This is a genomic window from Microbacterium allomyrinae, assembly GCF_020682705.1.
Lineage (GTDB): Bacteria > Actinomycetota > Actinomycetes > Actinomycetales > Microbacteriaceae > Microbacterium > Microbacterium allomyrinae.
This window is the reverse complement of record NZ_JAGTTN010000006.1, coordinates 128,368-149,871: the sequence shown is the minus strand read 5'-3', so window position 1 is coordinate 149,871 and position 21,504 is coordinate 128,368. Positions and strand designations below refer to the sequence as shown.

Sequence of the window (21,504 nt, the reverse complement as noted above, 5' to 3'; positions counted from 1 at the left end):
TCGTCCGGCGCATCGATCCACCAACGAGACCCTTCCCACCGTGCGTGAAGTGATCGCGCTCGACGCCGTGGCGAACGGCGTGCCCGAGGTGCTCGTCGGTGACGACGCGCTCGACGCGCGCGTGCGCTGGCTGCATGTGTCCGACAGTGCGGGTGTCGCCCGTCTGCTCGACGGCGGCGAGCTGCTGCTGTCGACCGGATCGTCGTGGCCCGCCGAGCCCGCCGACCTCCGCCGCTTCATCGGCGCGCTGTCGGAGGCGGGGCTGGCCGGACTCGTGCTCGAGCTGGGCGTGCACTACCGCTACGTGCCGGCCGTCGTGATCGAGGCGGCTGCCGAGCAGGGCCTCGCTCTTGTCGTTCTGCACCGCGAGGTGAAGTTCGTCACCGTCACCGAGGCGGTGCACAGCCGCATCATCGCGGGGCAGAACGATGCGCTGCGTGCCCGTGACGAGGTGCGCGAGCGGTTCACGGCGCTGGTCCTGCGCGGCTCGCCGGCCGACTTCATCGTGCACCAGCTCGCGCAGACGCTCGGCGCGCCGGTGGTGCTCGAGAACCTCGCGCACGAGGTCGTCTCGGTCGAGGTGCCGCTCGCGATGGAGGAGGACCTCTTCACCGAATGGGAGCTGCGGTCGCGCTCGGCGCACCGCCGCGCCGAGCAGCGCAGCGAACGCGGCGCGTCACCGGGCGCCGACGACTGGCTGATCGTGCCGGTCGAGGCACGCGGCATCCGGTGGGGCAATCTCATCGCGCTGCCGGGGCCCGACCATGCGGCCGGGCGCACGGCCGTGCTCGAGCAGGGAGCGATCGCACTGGCCGTCGGACGCCTGGCCGACGGCGAGAGCGACGAGTGGGCGCGCATCGGCCGCCGGCGCCTCGTCGACGGGCTGCTGGCCGGACGATTCGCGGGCGCCGGGGGTGCGGCGGCGCGTCTCGAGGCGGCGGGCATGCCGCTTCGCGGGGCGAAGCTGTACGGCATCGTCGTGTCGGGAGCGGCGATCGCGACGGAACGAGCGGATGCCGCGGCCCGCAGCCTGCGCGGGCGCGCGCTCGCAGGTTCTGCGCCCGATGGCGTGCCCGCTCCGGCCGCGGCGATGCTGCTCTCTCTTCCCGCCGACACGGTGTTCGACGACGACACCGTACTGCGCTTCGCCCGCGCGCTGGTCGACGGCGCCGACGCTGATCGAGTGACGGTGTCGGTCGGGCGCAGCGCCGAAGGAATCGATCCGGCTCTCGCCTCGCTGCACGAGGCCGTCGGGCTCGCACGGGGGCGGCGGCGACGGTCCGTCCGGGGGCCGCACCTGCGCCGCGCCGAGAACCGGCCCCTCGTTCAGCTGGTCACGGCGCTGCGCGACGACCACCGGGTGATCGAGCACGGCGAGCGCATGCTGGCGCCGCTGATCGCGTATGACCTGAGCCGCTCGGGCGACCTGCTCGACGTGCTCGAAGCGATGCTCGCCCACCCGGGCAATCGCACGGCGGCGGCCGCGGCATCCCATCTCTCGCGCTCGGTGTTCTATCAGCGCATCGCTCTCATCGAAGACCTCCTGGGCTCGGACCTCGACGACGGCGAGACGCAGACGGCGCTGCACCTGGCGCTGCTCGTTCGCCGCAGCGCCGGCCACTGAATCCCCGCCTCAGCCCGCGACGTAGATCTTGCGGAGGGTCTCGCTCACGGTCCACACGGTGCGCATGCCGGTGGTCAGGCGCACCACCGAGCCCGGGCGCAGTTCGATCGGCGGCAGCGCCGGGTCGTCGAAGACCACGTCGGCGGAGCCCGCGAGCACGATGAACACCTCGTCGGCCTCGACGTCGCGCATCGCGCCCGGGGTCATCTCCCACACCCCGACCTCGACGTCGCCGATGGTGTCGAGCTCGACGGAGGCGGTGGTGGGGGCGCCCGCGACGACCTGTTCGGTCGGCACCGGCTCGTGCCGAAGGGCGAGCGCCGCGGCATCCGTCACGTAGCCCGCGATCATGAGTCGAATCCCAGTCCGAGCGCGTCGAGAGTCTTCAGCAGGATGTTGCGCTTGCCGCGGTTGTGGTCGGCACGATCCAGCGACCAGCGGGTCGCGTTGATGCCGATCGCGGCGGCGGGCTCGGGTGGGAAGGGCAGTGGGCGCCTCTGCACCATCTCGAGTGCGGTTCGTTCGTTCGAGACGCCGTCGAGCAGGTCGAGCATGACCTCGCCGGCGAAGCGCGTCGACCCGACGCCGAGGCCCGTGAAGCCCGCGGCGTACGCGACGCGCCCCTCGCGGGCAGTGCCGAAGAACGCCGTGAACTGCGTCGACGTGTCGATCGCGCCCGCCCACTGGTGACTGAAGCGAAGGCCTGCGAGCTGCGGGAACGTCGTGAAGAAGTGGTTCGCGAGACGTTCCCACGTCTCGGGCCGGTTCTCGTACTCGGGACGCACCTTTCGGCCGTAGTGGTAGATCGCGTCGTAGCCGCCGAACAGGATCCGGTCGTCCTTCGTGATCCGGTAGTAGTGGAACTGGTTCGCCATATCGCCGACGCCCTGGCGGTCCCGCCAACCGATCGATCGCAACTGGTCGGGGGTCAGCGGCTCGCTCATGAGCACGTAGTCGTACACGGGCACGGTCATGAGCCGGTTGCGCGTGAGCAGCGACGGGAACACGTTGGTGCCGAGCACGGCACGGGATGCCTCGACGCGGGCGGTCTCGGTCGCGACGACGACGCCCGGGCCGTTCGTGTCGAGCGCCGTCACCCGCGAACGCTCGAAGATCTCGACGCCGCGCTCCTCGCATACCCGCGCCAGCTCGGCCGCCATGCGCGCCGGGTGCACCATGCCGCACGTCTGCTGCTCCCAGACCGCCGCGAGGTAGGTGGGCGACGCGATGGATGCCCGGGCCTCGGCCTCGTCGAGGAAGACCACGCCCCCCTCGCCCTCGGCGGCCCACTCCTTCAGCCACTCCACCTGGTGCGGCTCGGTCGCGGGGGCGAGCTGCCCGGTGCGCTCGAACTGGAAGTCCATGCCGTACGTCGCCTCGGAGGCCTCGATCGCGTCGAGGTTCGCCCGGCCGAGCCGGTCGAGCGTCGGCATCTCGTTCGGCCAGCGCGCCACGCCGTTCTCGTGGCCGTGGGTGAGGCTCGCCTCGCAGAATCCGCCGTTTCGTCCGGAGGCCGCCCAGCCGACGCGCTGCGCCTCGACGACGACGACCTTCATGCCCGGGTCGCGGTCGGTCGCCAGCAGTGCGGTCCACAGGCCCGTGTACCCGCCGCCGACCACGACGAGATCGGCGCGGTGGGTTCCGGTGAGGGGCGGACGATCGGGCAGCAGGCCGGCCGGAAGATCGTCTCGCCAGAACACGGAGTGCTTCGTGTCGGCGAGGGAATGACGGACGACGGATGCTGCCGGCCGCTGTCGTTCGAAGACGGTCGTGCCCACGGGTATCAACTCCGATGCGATGTTTCCTCCATCATCGCGCGGGGACGGTCGCGGCGGCACGGGGTGGATGTCGGAAGGTGCCGGGCCGGCCGGACAGCCTGTCGGGGTGACGGTAATTCGCGGGGAAGTCGGTGATCCCGTCTGCGCACCGCCGCCGGGGTGGGATCAGCCGGCGACCGGCTTGCCGATCAACGCGTCGACATCGGTCACGCGTGCGTAGGTGCCGTCGAGGGCGGCCATGAATGCGGCGTGCACCTGGGCACCCGGGACGACCGTGCCGCCGAACGCGAGATCCGGCGCGGCGCACGCGTCCTGCGCGACGGCGACGGGGAAGTCGAGATCGGATGCCGCGCGCACGGTCGCATCGACGCACATGCTCGACATCATTCCCGCCACCACGAGCTCGTCGGGGGCAGCGGCCCGCAGCAGTGCTTCCAGCCCGGTGCCGAGGAACGCGTTGGGGCGGGCCTTCACGATCACCTGCTCCGCACCATCGGGCGCCACGCGCGGGTCGAACTCGACGCCCGGCGTTCCCGGAGCGAAGAAAGCTGCATCCGGTCCGTCCCACACGTGCTGCACGTGCACGACGCGCTCGCCCGCCGTGCGGAAGCCCGCCAGCAGGCGCCCGGCGGCGTCGGCTGCGGCATCCGAATCGACGAGCGGATGCCGCCCACCCGGGAAGTAGTCGCGCTGGATGTCGATGAGCAGGAGCAGGCGGGTCACCGCATCAGCCTAAGACCCTCGATCACGGCGCGGGCGAGCCGGTCGCGGCGGGGCTGCGCGTGGTCGGCGGGCGGGGTGCGCGTCAGTCCAGCGCGCGTTCGCGTGAGGCGAGCACCTCGGGAACGTGACGCTCGGCCCATGCCCGCATCGCGGCGATGGGCTCGAGCAGCGACCGGCCGAGGTCGGTGAGGGAGTACTCCACGCGCGGCGGTGAGTCGGGGAACGAGTCTCTCGCGACGAGTCCGTCGTCCTCGAGCGCGCGCAGCGTCTCGGTGAGGACTTTCGGTGCCACAGGGCCGATGCTGTTCTTCAGCTCGGTGAACCGCATCGTGCGATCGGCAAGGGCGAGAACGATGAACATCGTCCAGCGGTCGCCGATTCGCGCGAAGATCACACGACTCGGGCACGTGAGCGCGAGGACGTTCCTGTCGGCGGCGATCTCTGTCATGCGGTCCTCCTGGCACGGCCGGTGGAGTTACCTCGGGAGTAGTTCCGTTGCGGTAACCGGCGGGTCGGGCTCTACCGTCGATGGCATGAAGATCCTACTGACCGGTGCAACCGGATACATCGGCTCCGCCGTTCTCGACGTTCTCGTCGAGGCGGGACATCGCGTCCTCGCCCCCGTGCGCAGCGAATCCGCCGCGGCCGTCGTTACGGCACGCGGCGCCACCGCGGCCGTCGGCGACCTGAGCGACGTCGCATGGTCTGCGGGCCTGCTCGCAGACACGGACGCGGCGATCCACGTGGCGGCCTCGGACGACTCCGCCCGGCTCAATCTCGCGGTGGCGGAGGCGGTCGAGCAGGAGTACGGCGGCACAGGGAGGCGTTTCATCCTCACGAGCGGGATCTGGGAGTACGGCGCGGGTGATGACATCCGTGGTGACGATGTGCCGAACCCGCCTGCGCTCGTCGCGTGGCGCGTGCCCATCGAGGAGCGGCTGCTCGCCTCGGCGGTGGCGACCACGATCATCGTGCCGGGCGTGGTGTACGGGAGAGACAAGGGCCTGCTGTCGCTCATCGTCGACGCACCCCGCACGGCCGACGGAGCACTCACTCTCATCGGAGACGGCGCGCAGCACTGGACGTGGGTCCACGTCGACGACCTCGCCCGCCTGTACCTCCGCGTGCTCGAACACCCCGCAGCGCTGGGCCGGGTCATCGCGAGCGACGGAGCATCCCAGACGGTGCGTGCGGTCGCCGAGGCGGCAGGATCCCGCGCCGTGTCCGAACCGATCGAGGCTACGCGGGCGCGCCTCGGGGCCGCGTTCGCCGACGCGCTGCTGCTCGACCAGCAGGCGGATGGCGCCGAGGCGCGGGCGCTGGGCTGGATCCCGGAGCACGCGAGCGTCCTCGGCGAGCGAGCGCTCGACCGGCGCGCGGCGGTCGTCTAGACGCCGGGGGCCGCGTAGACGCGCTCGCCCTCGACGAAGGTCTGCAGCACCCGTGCCCCGCCGATCTCGTCGGCGGGGCCGGCGAAGGGGTCTCGGTCGAGCACGACGAGATCGGCGTACTTGCCGGCCTCGATCGTGCCGGTGGTGTCATCGAGGTGGTTCACCCACGCCGACCCCGCCGTGTACGCGGTGAGCGAGGTGGCCAGGTCGATCGCCTGTTCGGGCAGGAAGGCGTCGTACTCGCCCTCCTCGTGACCCGGCGCGGCGATCCGGTTGACGGCGACGTGGATCGCGGCGAGCGGGTCGGGCGTCGACACCGACCAGTCGCTGCCGGCGGCGAGCACGGCGCCTGCCCGCAGCAGATCGCCGAACGGGTATTGCCAGGCGTCGCGGGGCGACCCCAGGAAGGGCAGCGTCAGGTCGACCATCTGAGGTTCGAGAGCGGCCCACAGCGTCTGCATGTTGGCTGCGACGCCGAGATCGCGAAAGCGCGCGATGTCGTCGGGATGGACGACCTGGATGTGCGCGATGTGATGGCGGTTGTCGCGGCGCCCATTGCGGGCGATCGCGTGCTCGACGGCGTCGAGGCATTCCCGCACCGCGCGGTCGCCGATGGCGTGGAAGTGCACCTGGAAGCCCGCGGCATCCAGGATCGGCACGGCCTCGTTCAGCACCGCGGGATCGACGAACGAGATGCCCGAGTTGTCGGTGAAGTGCCCGTGCCCGTCGCCGTAGGGCTCGAGCATGGCGGCGGTGAAGTTCTCGGCCACACCGTCCTGCATGACCTTGACCGAGGTCGCCGCGAATCGCCCGCCGCGGTATTGCTCGCGCCGCTCCAGGATCGACGGGATCTGCTCGAGGCCGGCTCCGCGATCCCACCAGATGGCGCCGACGACACGGGCCGTCAGTGTTCCGTCGGCGGCGGCCCGGAGGTACGCGGGTCCGGGGTCTCCGGCATCCCCGTACGAGCCGACGATGGCGTCCTGCCAGGCGGTGATGCCGAACGAGTGCAGGTAGCGCTGACCGACCAGCAGCGCCTCGGTGAGGCGCTCGGGTGATTCCTCGGGAAGCAGGCGGTTGACGAGGCCCATCGCGCCCTCGTGCAGCGTGCCGGTCGGGATGCCCGCGGCGTCGCGTTCGATCCGGCCGTCGGGGGGATCCGGAGTGCTTCGGTCGATCCCGGCCAGCCGCAGCGCGGCGGAGTTCACCCACGCGCCGTGCCCGTCGCGGTTCGGGAAGAACGCCGGCCGGTCTCCCGTCACCGCGTCCAGCGCCGCCGCCGTCGGCGTGCCGCCGGGGAAGGCCGACATCTGCCAGCCGCCGCCGAGGACCCACTCGCCCTCGGGATGCGCGGCGACGTACATGCCGATCGCGTCCAGGTACTCCGGTGCCGTGCCGTACGCGGCGAGGTCGCACCGCAGCATGTCGAGGCCGCCCCACACCGGGTGCACGTGCGCGTCCTGGAAGCCGGGGAGGAGCATCCGCCCCTTCAGATCGACGATCTCGGTGCGCGGGCCGACCAGATCGGCGGCGTCGCCGGGCATGACCGCGATGATGCGGCCGTCCTTGACGGCGACCGAGCCCGCGCGCGAGCGCACGCTGTTCGCCGTGAACACGGGCCCCCCGGTGAAGACGAGGTCGGCGTAGGTCATGGTTCTTCCCTCGAGGAGCGCAACGCGAAGCGGCGGGACGGGCGAGCGGATGCCGCGAGCTCAGCCGCCGGTCATCGTCCGGGCGATCTGGGTCGCCGAGTCGCCGGCGCGCTTGAGCACGAGCGCGACGAGGGCGAAGGCCACCAGTGTCAGCAGGAGCATGATCGTCGACACCGCCGCGATCTCGGGACGCAGGCCCGAGCGGACCGCGCTCAGCACGTAGACCGGCCAGGGAGTGGTGCCAGACACCTGCACGAAGGCGGCGACGACGGTGTTGTCGAGGCTGAGCGTGAACGCCAGCAGGAAACCGGCGAGCACCGCGGGCATCGCGAGGGCGAGGGTCACGCGGCGGAACGTCGTGAGCGGCTTGGCGTACAGGTCGGCGGAAGCCTCTTCGAGGTTCGCGTCCTGGCCCACCAGGCGGGCGCGCACGATGTACGACACCACCGCCGTCGCGAACAGCGACGAGCCGACCGACAGGCGCACGATGCCGTCGTTGAACATGCTCAGGCCGAGGTCCTGGCCGAGGAACACCATGAACGGCAGCAGCGCGACGGCGTCGACGATCTCGGGCGTCACCGACACGAGCAGCAGGAGGCCCAGGAACCACCACGTCCACTTGCCGGGGTGGCGCGCCATGGCGATTCCGGCCAGCGTGCCCAGCGCCGTCGCGATCACCGCGGCGAACAGGGCGGTGATCAGCGATACGCGCACCGCGTTCTGGATCGCGGGCTTCTCGAGGATCGTCGCGAAGGCGTCGAGCCCGAACCCGTCCCACGACACCAGCAGCCGGCCGGTGTTGAAGGAGTAGATCACGATCACGATGATCGGCAGGAACAGGAAGAGCATCACGGCCACGCCCCACACCGCGAACGCGATGTCGGACCAGGACCGCCGGGCCCGCCGGCGAACGGGCCGGGCCGGGGCGGACTGGTCGTCGCGTGCGCGCAGGATCGTCTCGGTCGCCGTCATGGTCTCAGGGCGAGTCATCGCGTCACCTCCAGCGCGTTCCGGGTCACGGAATCCACCCGCATCTCCTGCGGCGCCGGCCCGAGGACGAGCCGGCTGCGGGAGCGGAAGGGGAGCGTGACCAGCCAGATGATGCCGGCGGCCACGCCGATCGTCAACATGATCACCAGCATGAGCAGCACCGCCATCGCCGAGCCGAGCGCCCAGTTCTGCGCGGTCTGGAACTGGCTCGCGACCAGCTGGCCGACCATGTTCCCCTTCGCGCCGCCGAGGACCGTCGCGGTGATGTAGTCGCCCATCAGCGGGATGAAGACCAGCAGCACGCCCGCGATGATGCCCGGCTGCGACAGCGGCAGCGTGATGCGGAAGAACGTCGACAGCTTGCCGGCGCCGAGGTCCTTCGACGCCTCGCGCAGCGCCGGACCGACCCGGTCGAACGCGACGAACAGCGGCAGGACCATGAGCGGCAGATAGTTGTAGACGACGCCGACGATCACCGCGGTGCGCGTGTACAGCAGATCGAGCGGGCCGTCCAGCACGCCGATCGCCTGCAGCGCCGTCGACAGCCATCCCTCGGGCGCCATGATCACCTGCCAGCCGATCGTGCGCACGAGGAAGTTCGTCCAGAACGGCACGAGCACGAGAGCGATCAGGATGCCCCGGCGCTCCGGTTTGACCTTGAACGCCATCCAATACGCCACCGGCGCGCCGATCGCGAAGCACAGCACCGTGCCGATCACGCCCACCCAGAGGGTGTTCTGGAACGTCGCGAAGAACGTCGGCGACATCGCTTCGGCGTAGCGATCGAAGGAGAGGATGTCGTTCGCATGCGTGCCGAAGATGCCCGGCTTGTAGCCGAAGCTGAACCACACCACCATCGCCACGGGGGCGACGAAGAACAGGAGCAGCCACGCCCACGCGGGAGCGGCGAGGGCGGCTCCTGCCGAGCGGCTACGCACCAGCGGCGGCCTTCATCTCGTTCCAGATCTCCACGCGCACGGTCTGCGAGTCGTTCAGCTCCTGCTCGTGCATCGTCTCGAGCTGCTCAGGGGTGAAGAAGATCAGGTCGGTGAGTTCGAGGCCGGACTCGACCGCGGTCTGCTCCTGGCCCTGGCCTCCGACGTTGTAGCCGATGTAGTCGAGGTTCAGACCCAGGCTCTCGGGCGACATCGAGAAGTTGATGAACGCATGCGCCGCCTCCGGGTGCGGGGCACCCGCCGCGATCGCCCAGTTGTCCATCCACAGTTCGGTCTGCGGACCCGGCAGCACCCACTGCCAGCGCTCCGGCTCGCTCGACTCGAGCAAGCCCAGGCGCGCGTCGCCGTTCCACGCCTGCATCAGGACCTGGGTTCCCTGCGGGATCGCGTTCGTCCCGGGGTAAGAGTCGAAGGCCGAGATGTGCGGGGCGATCTGCTCGACCAGGAAGACGCGGCACGCCTCGAGCTCGTCGGGATCCGTGGTGTTCCAGTCGAGGTCGTTCGCCCAGAAGTACGAGCCGATGATGCCCGCGGGGTCGTCCGACATCGAGGTCTTGCCGCTCGCCTCGTTCTGCGCTGCGTCGAAGAAGTCGTTCCAGGTGGCGAGCTCGCGCGTGATGACGGTCTTGTCGTATACGAAGCCGGTCGTGCCCCAGGCCTTGCACACCGAGTAGTCGTTGCCCGGATCCCAGGCTCGGCCGAGGTACGCCGGGTCCATGTTGGAGAGATTGGGGAGCAGATCCTTGTTGAACTCGGTCAGCAGGCCGTTCTCGATCATCTGCGGGATGAACACGCCCGTGGGCACCACGATGTCGTAGCCGGAGGTGCCCTTCGCCGCGATGAGCTTGGCGATGAGCTCTTCGTTCGACGAGTACGAGTCGAGGGTGACCTTGGGGCCGAGCTCCGCGGTGAAGGCCGAGACCACGTCGGGCGAGTCGTAGTCGCCCCAGGTGTAGACCGACAGGTTGTCTTCGAGCGTGCCGCCGGTGGCCTGCGGCGCGGGCGACCCGCTGCCGGCCGGGGAGCAGGCGGCGAGCACGGTGGCGCCGCCGGCGAGGGCGGCCAGACTCAGGAAGCGCCGCCGCGACAGCTCGCGGACGATGGCGGGGCCCGACGCCTCGGGGGCGAGGATACGCAGCGGGCTGCGCGACGAACTCATAGCGCTCTTCAGGGTCATCGGTGTCTCCGGGTTCGGGTCGGGAGCCGGTGGTGCGGATGCTGCGGCTGTGGGCGGTGAGGTGCTGCGGAGGGTATGGGGCGGGGCGATCGGGCGGGGTCACTCGGTCGGTGGGGCGACGTAGCCGCCCTCCTGTGCCGCGTCATCGGCGGGGAAGAGCAGGACGTGGTGCGCGGCCCACGTGCAGAGCACCGGATCGCCCACGGTCAGAGCGGGCGCATCGGGCGTCGGCCGCCGCACGATGAGGCTCTGGTCGTCGCCCAGCCGCACGAGGTACTGCATCGTGTCGCCGAGGTGCGCGACGCCGATCAGCTCACCGCGGGCGGCGTTGAGGTCGGTCGAGGCCGTCGCCGAGCCGGCCTGCGGGTCCTTCTCGATCCGGACGTACTCCGGGCGGACCGCGGCCTCGCCCTGTGCGGCGTTCACCAGCACCGGGGCGGTGCCGCGCACGAGCGCGTGCGTCGACGAGACGGCGGCGCCGGACTCCGTCACGGCGCCACGGAAGAAGTTCTGCTGCCCGACGAACGCGGCCACGTACGCCGATGCGGGACGGGCGTAGACCGTGTCGGCGTCGGCGAGCTGCTCGATGCGGCCGGCCCGCATGATCGCGATGCGGTCGCTCATCGACAGCGCCTCGCCCTGGTCGTGCGTCACGAAGACGAAGGTGATGCCCAGCCGCGACTGCAGGAGCTTGAGCTCGAGCTGCATCTCTTCGCGCAGCTGCCGGTCGAGCGCGCCGAGGGGCTCGTCGAGCAGCAGTACCGACGGGCGGTTGACCAGGGCGCGCGCCAGCGCGATGCGCTGCTGCTGGCCGCCCGAGAGCTGCGCGGGGCGGCGGTCGCCGAACCGGCGCATCTGCACCAGGTCGAGCGCCTGGGTGACGCGGTCGCGGATCTCGGACTTGGGCGTCCGACGCTGCTGCAGGCCGTAGGCGACGTTCTCGGCCACCGACATGTGCGGGAACAGCGCGTATGCCTGGAACACCGTGTTGACATCACGCCGGTACGGCGGGGCGTTGAGCACCGAACGCCCCGAGATGAGAATGTCGCCGGCGTCGGGATGCTCGAAGCCTGCGATCATGCGCAGCGTCGTGGTCTTGCCGCACCCGGAGGGGCCGAGCAGAGAGATGAACTCGCCCGGCTGGATCGTGAGCGAGAGGTCGTCCACGGCGAGCTGGTCGCCGTAGAGCTTCGTGACGCCCGAGAGCACGACGGCTCCGCGTGGAGCGTTCCCGCCGTCCTGCGAGACGGGGTCTGTCGCGGGAGGAGTCTCCGCATCGGTCGCCGTGGTCACCTCGTGAGGTCCTCCTGATCGCGGGCCGCGCGACGGTGCACGGTCGGGTGGGATGTGTGGGGTATTCAATATCGGCGCTCTCGCCCCCCGCAACGCGCGCACCCGCGAACCGGACGATCCGCGGTGCGGAACCTCCCACCCCGACAGATCGTCCGGCCCTGTGTAACGGACAGGAAACCGCGCGGTTTCGACGGGCACACCATCCATCGAGACGGATGCCTCGCAGGGGGCCGACAGATCGTCTGCTTCGGGGAGAGGGCTCAGCGCTGACAGCGAGGGCACCAGAAGATGATGCGCTCGCGCGACGGGTCGGGGCCGAGACTGCTGCGGCGGATCAGCGTGCCGCATCGCCGGCACGGACGTCCGTCGCGGCGATAGACCCAGGTGGTCCGCCCCGGGCGCGCGTCGCCCGTGAACGTGCGGTCGCTGCGATCGCGGTTGGCGCGGATCATGCGGGCTCCGAGATCGACGATGGCGGCGGCATCCGTCTCGTCTGCGGGAGTCGTGGGAAGGACGCCTCGCACGAACAGGATCTCGTTGACGTACTCGTTGCCGAATCCGGCGATGCTGCGCTGGTCCTGCAGAGCCACGTGCACCGGTCGAGGGTCTGCTCCGAGTCGTCTCGCCGCTTCGGCGGGATCCCAGTCGTCCGACAGCGGATCGGGTCCGAGATGGCCGACGAGACGATCCTCGTCGCGCGTCAGCACGACCGAGATGTCGGCGAGGTCGAACCCCACCGTCTCCCATTCGGCACCGTCGGGAGCCGTCGCGCCGATGATCGCGCGGGCCGTGTAAGCGGGCTTGCGCCAGCGTTCACCGCGTCGGTAGGCGTGCCACTCGCCCTCCATCTTGAGGTGCGAGTGGAGCGTGTTCTCGCCGATGCGGTGGAGCAGGTGCTTGCCGCGCGAGAGAACGCCATGCACCGTCTCTCCCCGGAGGTCGACCGTCGCCGCCTGCGGCACCCGCAGCTCGAAGCGGGTGACGGTGGCTCCCGCGAGCACGTCGTCGAGTCGATGCGCGGTGCGGAAGACCGTGTCGCCCTCAGGCATCTGTTCGTCTCGCGCTCGTCATGCCGGGAGGGCGTGGGCACAGGATCGGAGATCACCGAGGACGCGCCGGGAGCGGGCGGCTCGGCAGGACGTGTCGCGCGGGTGGTCCGATTCCGTGCACGCCGCGGTGGGCTCCCGCTCATCCACGTGCGGCCCCGGGTCGGTCCGATGCCTGCCGCGCGGCGCGCTCGGCGTCGCCCGCGGTGAGGCGGCGCAGTGTCAGTCCGCGCGGCGACTCGACGAAACCGGCATCGCGCAGGGCCCGCCCGACGCCCGTGCCGTAGACGAAGACGCCGTTGACCTGCTCGATCGTGAGGGTGTCGAGGTGACGTGCGCGGGCGGTCGCGGCGAGTTCGCGCGTCGCCGCCGCGAGCACCGCCTCGTCGCCGGTGAAGGCGAGCGCGGATTTGCCGCCGCGCTCGAGGTACAGCGCGAGCGCGCCGTCCACCAGCACGACCAGGGCGCCGGCCTTGCGTCCTGGCCGATGCCCGACTCCCTCCAGCGGTGGCCAGGCGAGCGCGGCGCCGTATGGATTGGCGGGGTCCGTCGCGGCGAGCGTCACGGCGCGCAGCGGTGCGGGGTCGGGCAGGTTCGCGAACTCTCGCAGGCGGTCGACGGTGGCGGACGCGGCGAACTGCGCGGCGCCCAGCTTCTCGATCACGTACCCGCGGCGGCAGTGGCCGGCCTCTTCGAATCCGGCGAGCACGCGATACGTCTGCGCGAATCCGCCGGGTACGCCCTCGGCCTGCACCGCGCCGCGCGTGACCACGCCGTACCGGTCCAGCAGCAGGCTCGCCGTTGCGGTCGCCCGCAGCGCGGCGTCGGCCTCGGGGGTCGACAGCAGCGACCAGCGACCGCCGATCGAGGGCGGGCGAGGGGGAACGGATGCCGCGACCGCGCGCACCGCGGCGCCGCGGTAGAGCCGGGTCCGAGGGGCGCGGCGGCTGATCCGATGAGCCTGCGACCCGCCCGCGACCAGCGTGCGAACCGGAGCGAAGGTGTCGTTCGTGACACGACCCGACCAGGTGAGGCGCCACAGCGCGTCGATCACGGACTGGTCGTTCTCCGCGCCGGTGATCTGGCGAAGCTGGGCGGCGAAGAACGCGCCCCCGCTGCCGGGAACAGCGCCGCCGAGCGCGGCCAGCAGCTGCGCGTCGAGCGAGCCGGGTGCGACTTCGTCGACGGCGTCCGAGGGTGCGAGGGTCAGCGGCACCGTGTCGGCCGGGTGCAGGGCGATCCACCCGTCGCGGCCGGGGAGGCTCCCGTGCCCCGACCAGACGATCTCGCCGGTCGCGGTCAGCTCGTCGAGCATGCTCGGCGTGTAGTCGGCCACGCGTGCCGGCAGGATCAGCGACTCCCACGCGCTGGCCGGGATCGGCACGCCCGCGAGCTGCTCGATGACCGCCGCGACCCCGTCGATCCCTTCGAGGGGACGTGTCACGTGCTGCCAGACCGGCAGGAAGCGCGCGTAGGCGTCCTGGGCAACGGGCTCGACACTGCCGCGGATCGCGGCGAGAGACCGCATTCGCAGCCGCCGCATGACCTCGGTGTCGCACCACTCGACCTCGTCGGAACGCGATCCGGCACCGGTGTGTGCAGCGGAGTCGGGCAGGAAGAATCCGCTCGTCGTCCGGCCCTGGGATTCGAGACGCTGCAGCGTGAGGCGCGCGACGGCGACGCCGATGCCGAGACGTTCGGCCACGGCATCTGAAGTGAAGGGCCCGTGAGTGCGCGCATGACGTGCGACGAGGTCGCCGAGCGGGTCGGCGAGCGGCTCGAGGAACGCCGTCGGGATCCCGACGGGCAGCGCCACGCCCAGCGCATCGCGCAGACGGCCGGCGTCTTCGATCGCGGCGACACGGGCGACGCCGGCGATGGTCACCCGGATGGCGCGTCGCGCCGCGACCAGCGCGTCGAGCAGAGCGGATGCCGCGGCCACGGTTGCGTGCGCAGGCTCGGGGCGCCTTGTCGCGGCGGCATACTCCGCGTCCGGCGACGGGAGGTCGGTCGACGGGAGGTCGGTCGACGGGAGGTCGGCCGCCTCGAGCCTCAGCGCGACCTCGCCGGCGTCGAGCGGGCCGAGCAGGCGCAGCAGATCGGCGACGCCCTCGATGCCGCGCGCGCGGCGCTCGGGATCGAGGCGCTGCGCCTCGCGCTCGAACTGGGCGATGACGTCGGGGTCGAGCAGCTCCCGCATCTCGATCTTGCCGAGCAGTTCGCTCAGCAGCGCCGGATCGACCGACAGTGCGGCGGCGCGGCGCTCGGCGAGCGGCGAGTCGCCCTCGTACATGAACGCGCCGACATATCCGAACAGCAGGTCGCGCGCGAAGGGGGACGGCTGAGCGGGCTCGGTCTCGACGAGGCGGATGCGGCGGTCGCCGATTCCGCGCATGAGGCGCAGCAGCGACGGCACGTCGTAGACGTCCTGCAGGACTTCGCGCAGCGTCTCGAGGATGATCGGGAAGGTCGGGTATCTGCGCGCGACCTCGAGCAGCTGCGCGGAGCGCTGCCGCTGCTGCCAGAGCGGCGTGCGGCGGCCGGGATCGCGCCGCGGCATGAGCAGCGCACGCGCCGCGCACTCGCGGAAGCGCGAGGCGAACAGCGCGGATCCGCCCACCTCTTCGGTGACGATCTGGTCGAGCTCGTCGGGATCGAAGACGAACAGGTCCGCGCCGGGAGGCTCGGCCGTGGCATCGGGGATTCGCGCGATGATGCCGTCGTCGCTCGCGACCGCCGAGCCGTCGACTCCCAGCCGCTCGCGGATGCGCGCGTTGACGGCCAGCGCCCACGGTGCGTGCACCTGCATGCCGTACGGGGAATGCAGGATCACCCGCCAGTCGCCGACCTCGTCCCGGCCTCGCTCGACGGTGAGCTGTCGGTCGGTCGGAAGCGTGCCGGTGGCCTCTCGCTGCTCGGCCAGGTAGGCGAGCAGATTGTCGCGGGCGTACTCGTCGAGACCGGCCTCTCGCAGGCGTTCGTCGGCCTTCTCGGGCTTGGCCGTCGACACCTCGCGCGAGAACTTGCCGAGCGCCTCGCCGAGTTCGGCGGGCCGCCCGATCCCATCGCCGTGCCAGAACGGCACCTTGCCGGGCTGGCCGAACGCCGGCAGCACGTTGACCCGGTCATGGGTGATCTCGACGATCCGCCAGCTCGTCGTGCCGAGGGTGAAGACGTCGTTCACGCGCGATTCGTAGACCATCTCCTCGTCGAGCTCGCCGACCCGGGCGTTCGACGACTCGCCCGCGACGTAGACGGCGAACAGGCCGCGGTCGGGGATGGTGCCACCGCTGGTGACGGCGATGCGCTGCGACCCGGGGCGGCCGGTGAGCACCCCCAGATCTCGGTCCCAGATGAGGCGGGGGCGCAGCTCGGCGAACTCGTCCGAGGGGAATCGGCCGGCGAGCAGGTCGAGGGTCGCTTCGTAGGCCGACCGGGGGAGTGAGCGGAACGGCGCGCTGCGCTTGAGCGTCTCGTACCAGCCCTCGACATCGAGAGGGCCGATGGCGGATGCCGCGACCGTCTGCTGCGCGAGGATGTCGAGCGGATTCTGCGGCACCGCGATCGCCTCGATCTGACCTGCCAGCATGCGCTCGGTGACGATGGCGGTGTGCAGCACGTCGCTGCGGTGCTTGGGGAACAGGGCGGCCCGGCTGACCTCGCCCACCTGGTGGCCCGCACGGCCGATGCGCTGCAGCCCCGATGCCGCGCTCGGCGGTGCCTCGACCTGGATCACGAGGTCGACCGCGCCCATGTCGATGCCCAGCTCGAGGCTGCTGGTCGCCACGACGCACCGCAGCACCCCCGATTTGAGCTCCTCCTCGACCTGGGCGCGCTGCTCCTTCGACACGGATCCGTGGTGGGCCTTCGCGAGCACGGGCTCCGCGCCCGCTGTCGCTCCGGCCTGCGCCATCATCGCGGCAGGGACGTTCGGCTCGGGAAGATCGAGACCGAGCCGCTCGGAGTAGATCTCGTTGAGGCGGCCCGTCAGGCGCTCGGCGAGGCGCCGCGAGTTGCAGAACACGATCGTCGACCGATGCTGCAGGATGCGGTCGACGATCGCCTCTTCGACATGCGGCCAGACCGAACCCGTGAACTCCGTTTCGCCCGCGCCACTCGCGCGTCGCCCGGTCCCGCCCCCCGCGCCCGCCGTGCCGTCCGCGAACCAGTCCTCATCGATGGATGCCTCGCCCGAGGCATCCGTCCCGCTCCCGGCCGGATCGGCCCCCGACTGCCACGGGCTCGGCGGCGGCGGCGGGTTGAGCATGTCGCCGATCGGCACGATGACCTTCATATCGAAGGCCTTCGTCGCCCGCGGCGCCACGATCTCGACGGGCGCCGACCCGCCGAGGAAACGCGCGACCTCATCGATCGGCCGGACGGTCGCCGAGAGCCCGATGCGCTGTGCGGGCGGGGCAGCCGGCGTGAACGACTGCCGCAGCGCGTCGAGCCGCTCGAGGCTCACCGCGAGATGGGCTCCGCGCTTCGTCGCGGCCACGGCGTGGACCTCGTCGACGATGACGGTGTGGACGTCGCGCAGCGTCTCTCCCGCCTGGCTGGTGAGCATGAGATAGAGCGATTCGGGGGTGGTGATGAGGATGTCGGGCGGATGGCTCACCAGCTTGCGGCGGTCGCTCGACGTCGTGTCGCCGGAGCGCACGCCGACCGTGACATCGGGTACCGCGATCCCGAGGCGGCGGGCCGACTGACCGATGCCCACGAGGGGGGAGCGCAGGTTGCGCTCCACGTCCACGCCCAGTGCCTTGAGCGGCGAGATGTAGAGGATGCGCGTGGCGGGCGACTCGGGATTCCGGCGCCGGCGACCCTTCGCGGGCGGCTCCGAGGATTCGGGCTGCTTCTCGCGGAAGACCCGGTCGATCGCCCAGAGGAATGCCGACAGGGTCTTGCCCGATCCGGTCGGGGCGACCACGAGCGCGTGCTTGCCGTGGGAGATCGCCTCCCACGCGCCGGTCTGCGCGTTCGTCGGGGCCGAGAAGGCGCCACGGAACCAATCCTGCGTGGCAGGACCGAATCGCTCGAGCACGTGGTGCGCCGAGCCCGCCGGGTGGCTCATCACTCCATCTTCGTCGCCCGCGCCGACATCGGGGCTGCGGGGCGGCGGCTGCGGGACCGGACACCCGGCGTCGGGTGACGCACGATGAATGTCAGCTGCGGTCGAGGGGGATCAGCAGCCACAGGATCAGGTACAGCCCGATCGACAGGCCGAAGAACAGGATCGAGCCGACCATGAGCACCCGCACCACCGTGGCGCTCATCTCGAAGCGATTCGCGATCGCCGCGCACACGCCGCCGATGACGCGACCGGAGCGAGGACGTACGAGCTGGGCCATGGCGTCCATGGTGCCGTATCCGTCCCCGCGCCGATAGGTCTGGGCGTGACGGATGTTCCCGGTGCCCCGCGCCCGCGGTATCCGTTCGACAGGGGAGCGGATGCCGCGGCCACGCGCTACCGCTCGGTCAACGTGCCGTCTCGGTCGAGCTCGAGGACGAGGCCGACCCCGAGGCGCTTCAGGAACGCATCGTCGTGGCTGACCACGAGCACGGCGCCACGGTAGACGGCGAGAGCCTCGACGAGCTGGTCGACCGTGTCGAGGTCGAGGTTGTTCGTCGGCTCGTCGAAGACGAGCAGCTGCGGCGGCGGGTCGGCCAGCAGCAGCCGGGCGAGGGCCACCCGGAAGCGCTCACCGCCCGACAGGGTCGCGACCGGGCGATCGACGGCGGCGCCGCGGATGAGGAACCGCGCGAGCCGATTGCGCAGCTCGACCGTGCTGACCCGCGGCGCCGCCGACGCGATGTTGTCGAGCACCGAGGCGGACTCCTCGAGCCCGTCCACTCGCTGCGGGAGGTACCCGACGAGGTCGGTGTGCAGCGACCCGCGCGCCGAACCCCTCAGAAATCCTTCGCGACCCGTGTCAGAGGCCGGATCGGCCTCCGTGTCGCCGAATTCGGAGGAGTTGTGGACGACATGCCTGACCAGCCCCTCCAGCAACGTGGTCTTGCCGGCGCCGTTCGGGCCGATGATCGCCACGCGCTCTGGCCCTTGGATCACCCAGGACCGCTCGCCGTCTCCGAGCGTCGCGATGCGGCGACCCGCGGGGACCCCGGGGTCGGGCAGGTCGATCTTCACGGTGTCGTCGTCGCGGACGCGACGCTCGGCGACATCCAGCGCCGCGCGTGCGGATGCCTCGCGGTCGGCCTTCTCGCCGCGGAGCTTTCCCGCCGAGACCTCCGCGGCCATCTTGCGGCCGCCCGCGATGATCCCGGGCACGCGCTTCTCGACCTGGGCTTTGCGGCCCATGGCGGCGCGGCGGGCGATCGTCGTCTCGGCCTCGATGCGCTGGCGCTTCTCGCGCCGCATCACCTGTTTGGCCGCGCTCTCGGCGTCGCGCGCGGCGCCCTGTTCGGCGTCGAGCCACGCGCGCCACTCGGAGTACGGGCCTCCGAACGTCGACAGCGTGCTGCTGTAGAGCTCGGCGGTGTCGTCCGCGAGTTCCAGCAGAGCGGTGTCGTGACTGACGACGACGAGCGCGCCGCGCCACCCGCGCACCATCTCGTACAGACGCGCGCGGGCCTCGCGGTCGAGGTTGTTGGTGGGCTCGTCGAGCAGCGTGATGGGCGCGTCGCGCAGCCGGATCCCGGCGATCGCGGTCAGCACCGCCTCGCCTCCCGACAGCTGTCCGACGCGGCGATCGAGCATGTCGGGCGCGAGGCCCGCTTCGGCGAGCGCGACGTGCGAGCGGGCCTCGACATCCCAGTCCGAGCCGACGGCGTCGAAGTGGCGGGGATCGGCGTCGCCGGACTCGATGGCGCGGAGCGCCCGAAGGGTCTCGCCCACGCCGAGCAGGTCGGCGACGGGCCGGTCGACATCGAGGGTCAGTCGCTGCGGCAGGTACGCCGCATCTGCGGTTCTCGCGATGTGGCCGGTGGCGGGGTCGAGCTCGCCGGCGATGAGCCGGAGGAGCGTCGACTTGCCCGAGCCGTTGCGGCCGACGAGACCCGTGCGGCCGGAGCCGAACGAGCCCGAGACGTCTGTGAGGGCAGTGGTGCCGTCCGGCCACGCGAACGAGACGCGATCGAGGACGACGGCAGGGGTGAGGGTAGGAGCGGGCATGAGGCCTCCGTGGTGTCGGTCATGCGCTGACACCGGATGCCGCGAATCACCCGACGCCGGCGGATGAGCCGGCAGAAGCCGAGGAGGAAGCGGCAGGATCGACGGTCAGCGCGAATCAGAGCGCTGGCACGTCGAGGGATCGACGGAGCAGCGCGATTACAGCGCGGTCGCGGCGATCAGCTTCAACGGAGTTCCTCACAGAGGGGACAAAGGCCGGAACACACGATAGCGGATGCCGTGGCGAATGTCTCGTGAGTGGGTTCAGCCGTCTGCGGCGAGCGCTTCGAGCCGTTTGTCGAGGAACACGCGGACGTCGGCGAGCTCCTGCTCGGACACGCTGTGGGTGAGCCCGGAGTACACGCGCCCGCTCAGCTCGACGTGGCCGGGCAGCCACTCGGTGGAGTGTTCGACGAGGAACGCGGGGATCACGTCGTCGTTGGTTCCCCGGCCCCAGAAGACCGGCGGCCGGCGCTCTGCGAGTGCGGCGTCGCCGGCCACATCGCCGGGTGTCACGTACCCCGACAAGTTGACGGCGAACGCGAATCGCTCGGGCGCGAGCCTCATCGCCTGCAGCGACACGGCGGCGCCCTGCGAGAAGCCGAGCAGCCCGATCGGGCGATGACCTGTCGCCACGGCATCCGTCCACTCGAGCACCCGCCTGGCGGCGGCGGTGACATGACGCGGATCCCGGCTCTCGAGGCCCTCGATCGGGTACCAGGAGTAGCCCGGTGCGGGAAAGGGCGGGGCGAGCGGCGCGCGCAGCGCGGCGACCGCGAAGTCCGGTGGCAGATACGGGACCAGGCCGAACAGGTCGCGTTCATCGGCGCCGTAGCCGTGGAGCAGCACGAGCAGTGGGCGCTCGTCCCGCTCGGCGGAGGCGTGTGACCACAGCACGGCATCGGCGTCGAGGGAATCGTTCATCACCACCCCCCTATCCTGCCCGTGCACACCGACAGTCGGCACCCGCACGGACCGGCATGGTGCTTAGTGGGCGGTGGCGGGGTATACAGGACACATGCCGGTCCGAACGCCTGACCCCGATCCGAACGAGCGCGATGACGACGGGACGCCGCGTGATCCGCTGCGCGGCATGGGCGCCTCCTTCACGAACCCCGGGCACCCCGTCGGCGACGGATCCTTCGGCTCGCCCACCCCGGGCAGCTCCGCGAACCCCGGCTGGCTGACCGACATCGAACTCGCCGAAGCGCGGCGACGGATGCCGATCCTCTACGTCGAAGCCGTGCCCGTGCGCACCGACGGACTCGGCACCGTCATCGAGGTCGGCATCCTGCTGCGCGCCACCCCGCTCGGGGAGATGACCCGCACGATCGTGTCGGGCCGTGTGCGATACGGCGAGACCGTCCGCGACGCGCTGTTCCGCCACCTCGAGAACGACCTCGGCCCGATGGCGTTTCCGCTCCTGCCGCCGCAGCCGAACCCCTTCACTGTCGCCGAGTACTTCCCGATGCCCGGCCTCAGTGCGTTCCACGACGACCGTCAGCATGCGGTGTCGCTCGCGTTCGTGGTGCCGGTCACCGGCACGTGCGAGCCCCGTCAGGATGCGCTCGAGGTGACGTGGATGGCGCCCCAGGAGGCGGCATCCGACGCGCTCGCCGCCGAGATGGAAGGCGGCAGGGGCACGCTCATCCGGCTCGCCCTGGCCAGCGTCGGGGCGCTGCGCTGATCCGCACGGCAGGCGACGGCACCGACCTGCGCACATGAGGGTGCGCTCATGCTCCCGC

17 protein-coding genes are annotated in these 21,504 nt (G+C 71.2%); 3 read left to right on the top strand and 14 right to left on the bottom strand.

All coding sequences use genetic code 11. From position 1 onward, the window contains the following. Positions 1 to 40: 40 nt before the first annotated feature. Positions 41 to 1,624 carry a PucR family transcriptional regulator gene (locus KEC57_RS15960; RefSeq protein WP_229385681.1) on the top strand — a complete coding sequence of 528 codons (1,584 nt, stop codon included), beginning with the start codon at positions 41 to 43 and terminating at the stop codon, positions 1,622 to 1,624. A gap of 9 nt (positions 1,625 to 1,633) precedes the next feature. Here KEC57_RS15960 and KEC57_RS15955 read toward each other — a convergent pair whose 3' ends face one another. From KEC57_RS15955 to KEC57_RS15940, 4 genes are all read right to left on the bottom strand, one after another. Then, a complete protein-coding gene (locus KEC57_RS15955) occupies positions 1,634 to 1,975 on the bottom strand; it encodes a cupin domain-containing protein (RefSeq protein WP_229385680.1) in 342 nt (113 codons plus the stop codon). Beyond that, positions 1,972 to 3,402 carry an NAD(P)/FAD-dependent oxidoreductase gene (locus tag KEC57_RS15950; protein ID WP_229385679.1) on the bottom strand — a complete coding sequence of 477 codons (1,431 nt, stop codon included), beginning with the start codon at positions 3,400 to 3,402 and terminating at the stop codon, positions 1,972 to 1,974. Before KEC57_RS15950 ends, KEC57_RS15955 begins: the two co-directional genes overlap by 4 nt. Before the next feature lie 165 nt (positions 3,403 to 3,567). Next, a complete protein-coding gene (locus tag KEC57_RS15945; RefSeq protein ID WP_229385678.1) occupies positions 3,568 to 4,125 on the bottom strand; it encodes a cysteine hydrolase family protein in 558 nt (185 codons plus the stop codon). An 82-nt stretch (positions 4,126 to 4,207) separates the two neighbouring features. Beyond that, positions 4,208 to 4,573 (bottom strand): winged helix-turn-helix transcriptional regulator, encoded by a 366-nt coding sequence (locus KEC57_RS15940; RefSeq protein WP_229385677.1) that lies wholly within the window; start codon positions 4,571 to 4,573, stop codon positions 4,208 to 4,210. An 85-nt stretch (positions 4,574 to 4,658) separates the two neighbouring features. Here KEC57_RS15940 and KEC57_RS15935 point away from each other — a divergent pair, with 85 nt between their 5' ends. Beyond that, positions 4,659 to 5,516 carry an NAD-dependent epimerase/dehydratase family protein gene (locus tag KEC57_RS15935; RefSeq protein ID WP_229385676.1) on the top strand — a complete coding sequence of 286 codons (858 nt, stop codon included), beginning with the start codon at positions 4,659 to 4,661 and terminating at the stop codon, positions 5,514 to 5,516. Here the strand turns inward: KEC57_RS15935 and KEC57_RS15930 are convergent. From KEC57_RS15930 to KEC57_RS15885, 10 genes are all read right to left on the bottom strand, one after another. Then, positions 5,513 to 7,168 (bottom strand): amidohydrolase, encoded by a 1,656-nt coding sequence (locus KEC57_RS15930; RefSeq protein WP_229385675.1) that lies wholly within the window; start codon positions 7,166 to 7,168, stop codon positions 5,513 to 5,515. The genes KEC57_RS15935 and KEC57_RS15930 overlap by 4 nt on opposite strands. 60 nt (positions 7,169 to 7,228) lie before the next feature. Further along, the gene (locus KEC57_RS15925; RefSeq protein ID WP_229385674.1) at positions 7,229 to 8,158 is read right to left on the bottom strand and encodes an ABC transporter permease; all 930 of its coding nucleotides are present in this window, start codon (positions 8,156 to 8,158) and stop codon (positions 7,229 to 7,231) included. After that, positions 8,155 to 9,096: an ABC transporter permease gene (locus KEC57_RS15920; protein WP_229385673.1), complete on the bottom strand. Its 942-nt coding sequence runs from the start codon at positions 9,094 to 9,096 to the stop codon at positions 8,155 to 8,157. Before KEC57_RS15920 ends, KEC57_RS15925 begins: the two co-directional genes overlap by 4 nt. Next, on the bottom strand, positions 9,089 to 10,291 hold the full coding sequence (locus tag KEC57_RS15915; RefSeq protein ID WP_229385672.1) for an ABC transporter substrate-binding protein: 1,203 nt from the start codon (positions 10,289 to 10,291) through the stop codon (positions 9,089 to 9,091). The genes KEC57_RS15920 and KEC57_RS15915 overlap by 8 nt, the downstream gene beginning before the upstream one ends. A gap of 99 nt (positions 10,292 to 10,390) precedes the next feature. After that, positions 10,391 to 11,584, bottom strand: coding sequence for an ABC transporter ATP-binding protein (locus KEC57_RS15910; RefSeq protein WP_229385671.1), 1,194 nt, complete (start codon positions 11,582 to 11,584; stop codon positions 10,391 to 10,393). A 260-nt stretch (positions 11,585 to 11,844) separates the two neighbouring features. After that, on the bottom strand, positions 11,845 to 12,633 hold the full coding sequence (locus KEC57_RS15905) for a DNA-formamidopyrimidine glycosylase family protein (RefSeq protein ID WP_229385670.1): 789 nt from the start codon (positions 12,631 to 12,633) through the stop codon (positions 11,845 to 11,847). Positions 12,634 to 12,772: 139 nt separating this feature from the next. Next, on the bottom strand, positions 12,773 to 17,704 hold the full coding sequence (locus KEC57_RS15900; protein WP_229385669.1) for an Lhr family ATP-dependent helicase: 4,932 nt from the start codon (positions 17,702 to 17,704) through the stop codon (positions 12,773 to 12,775). 91 nt (positions 17,705 to 17,795) lie between these two features. Beyond that, positions 17,796 to 17,981 carry a PspC domain-containing protein gene (locus KEC57_RS15895; RefSeq protein ID WP_229385668.1) on the bottom strand — a complete coding sequence of 62 codons (186 nt, stop codon included), beginning with the start codon at positions 17,979 to 17,981 and terminating at the stop codon, positions 17,796 to 17,798. A gap of 116 nt (positions 17,982 to 18,097) precedes the next feature. After that, on the bottom strand, positions 18,098 to 19,762 hold the full coding sequence (locus KEC57_RS15890; protein WP_229385667.1) for an ABC-F family ATP-binding cassette domain-containing protein: 1,665 nt from the start codon (positions 19,760 to 19,762) through the stop codon (positions 18,098 to 18,100). 261 nt (positions 19,763 to 20,023) lie between these two features. Next, positions 20,024 to 20,683, bottom strand: a complete 660-nt coding sequence (locus KEC57_RS15885; protein ID WP_229385666.1) for an alpha/beta hydrolase — start codon at positions 20,681 to 20,683, stop codon at positions 20,024 to 20,026. Positions 20,684 to 20,777: 94 nt separating this feature from the next. On the opposite strand from KEC57_RS15885, the gene KEC57_RS15880 reads away from it, so the two are divergent. After that, entirely contained in the window at positions 20,778 to 21,446 is a 669-nt protein-coding gene (locus tag KEC57_RS15880) for an NUDIX hydrolase family protein (protein ID WP_229385665.1), read from the top strand. Positions 21,447 to 21,504: the final 58 nt, after the last annotated feature.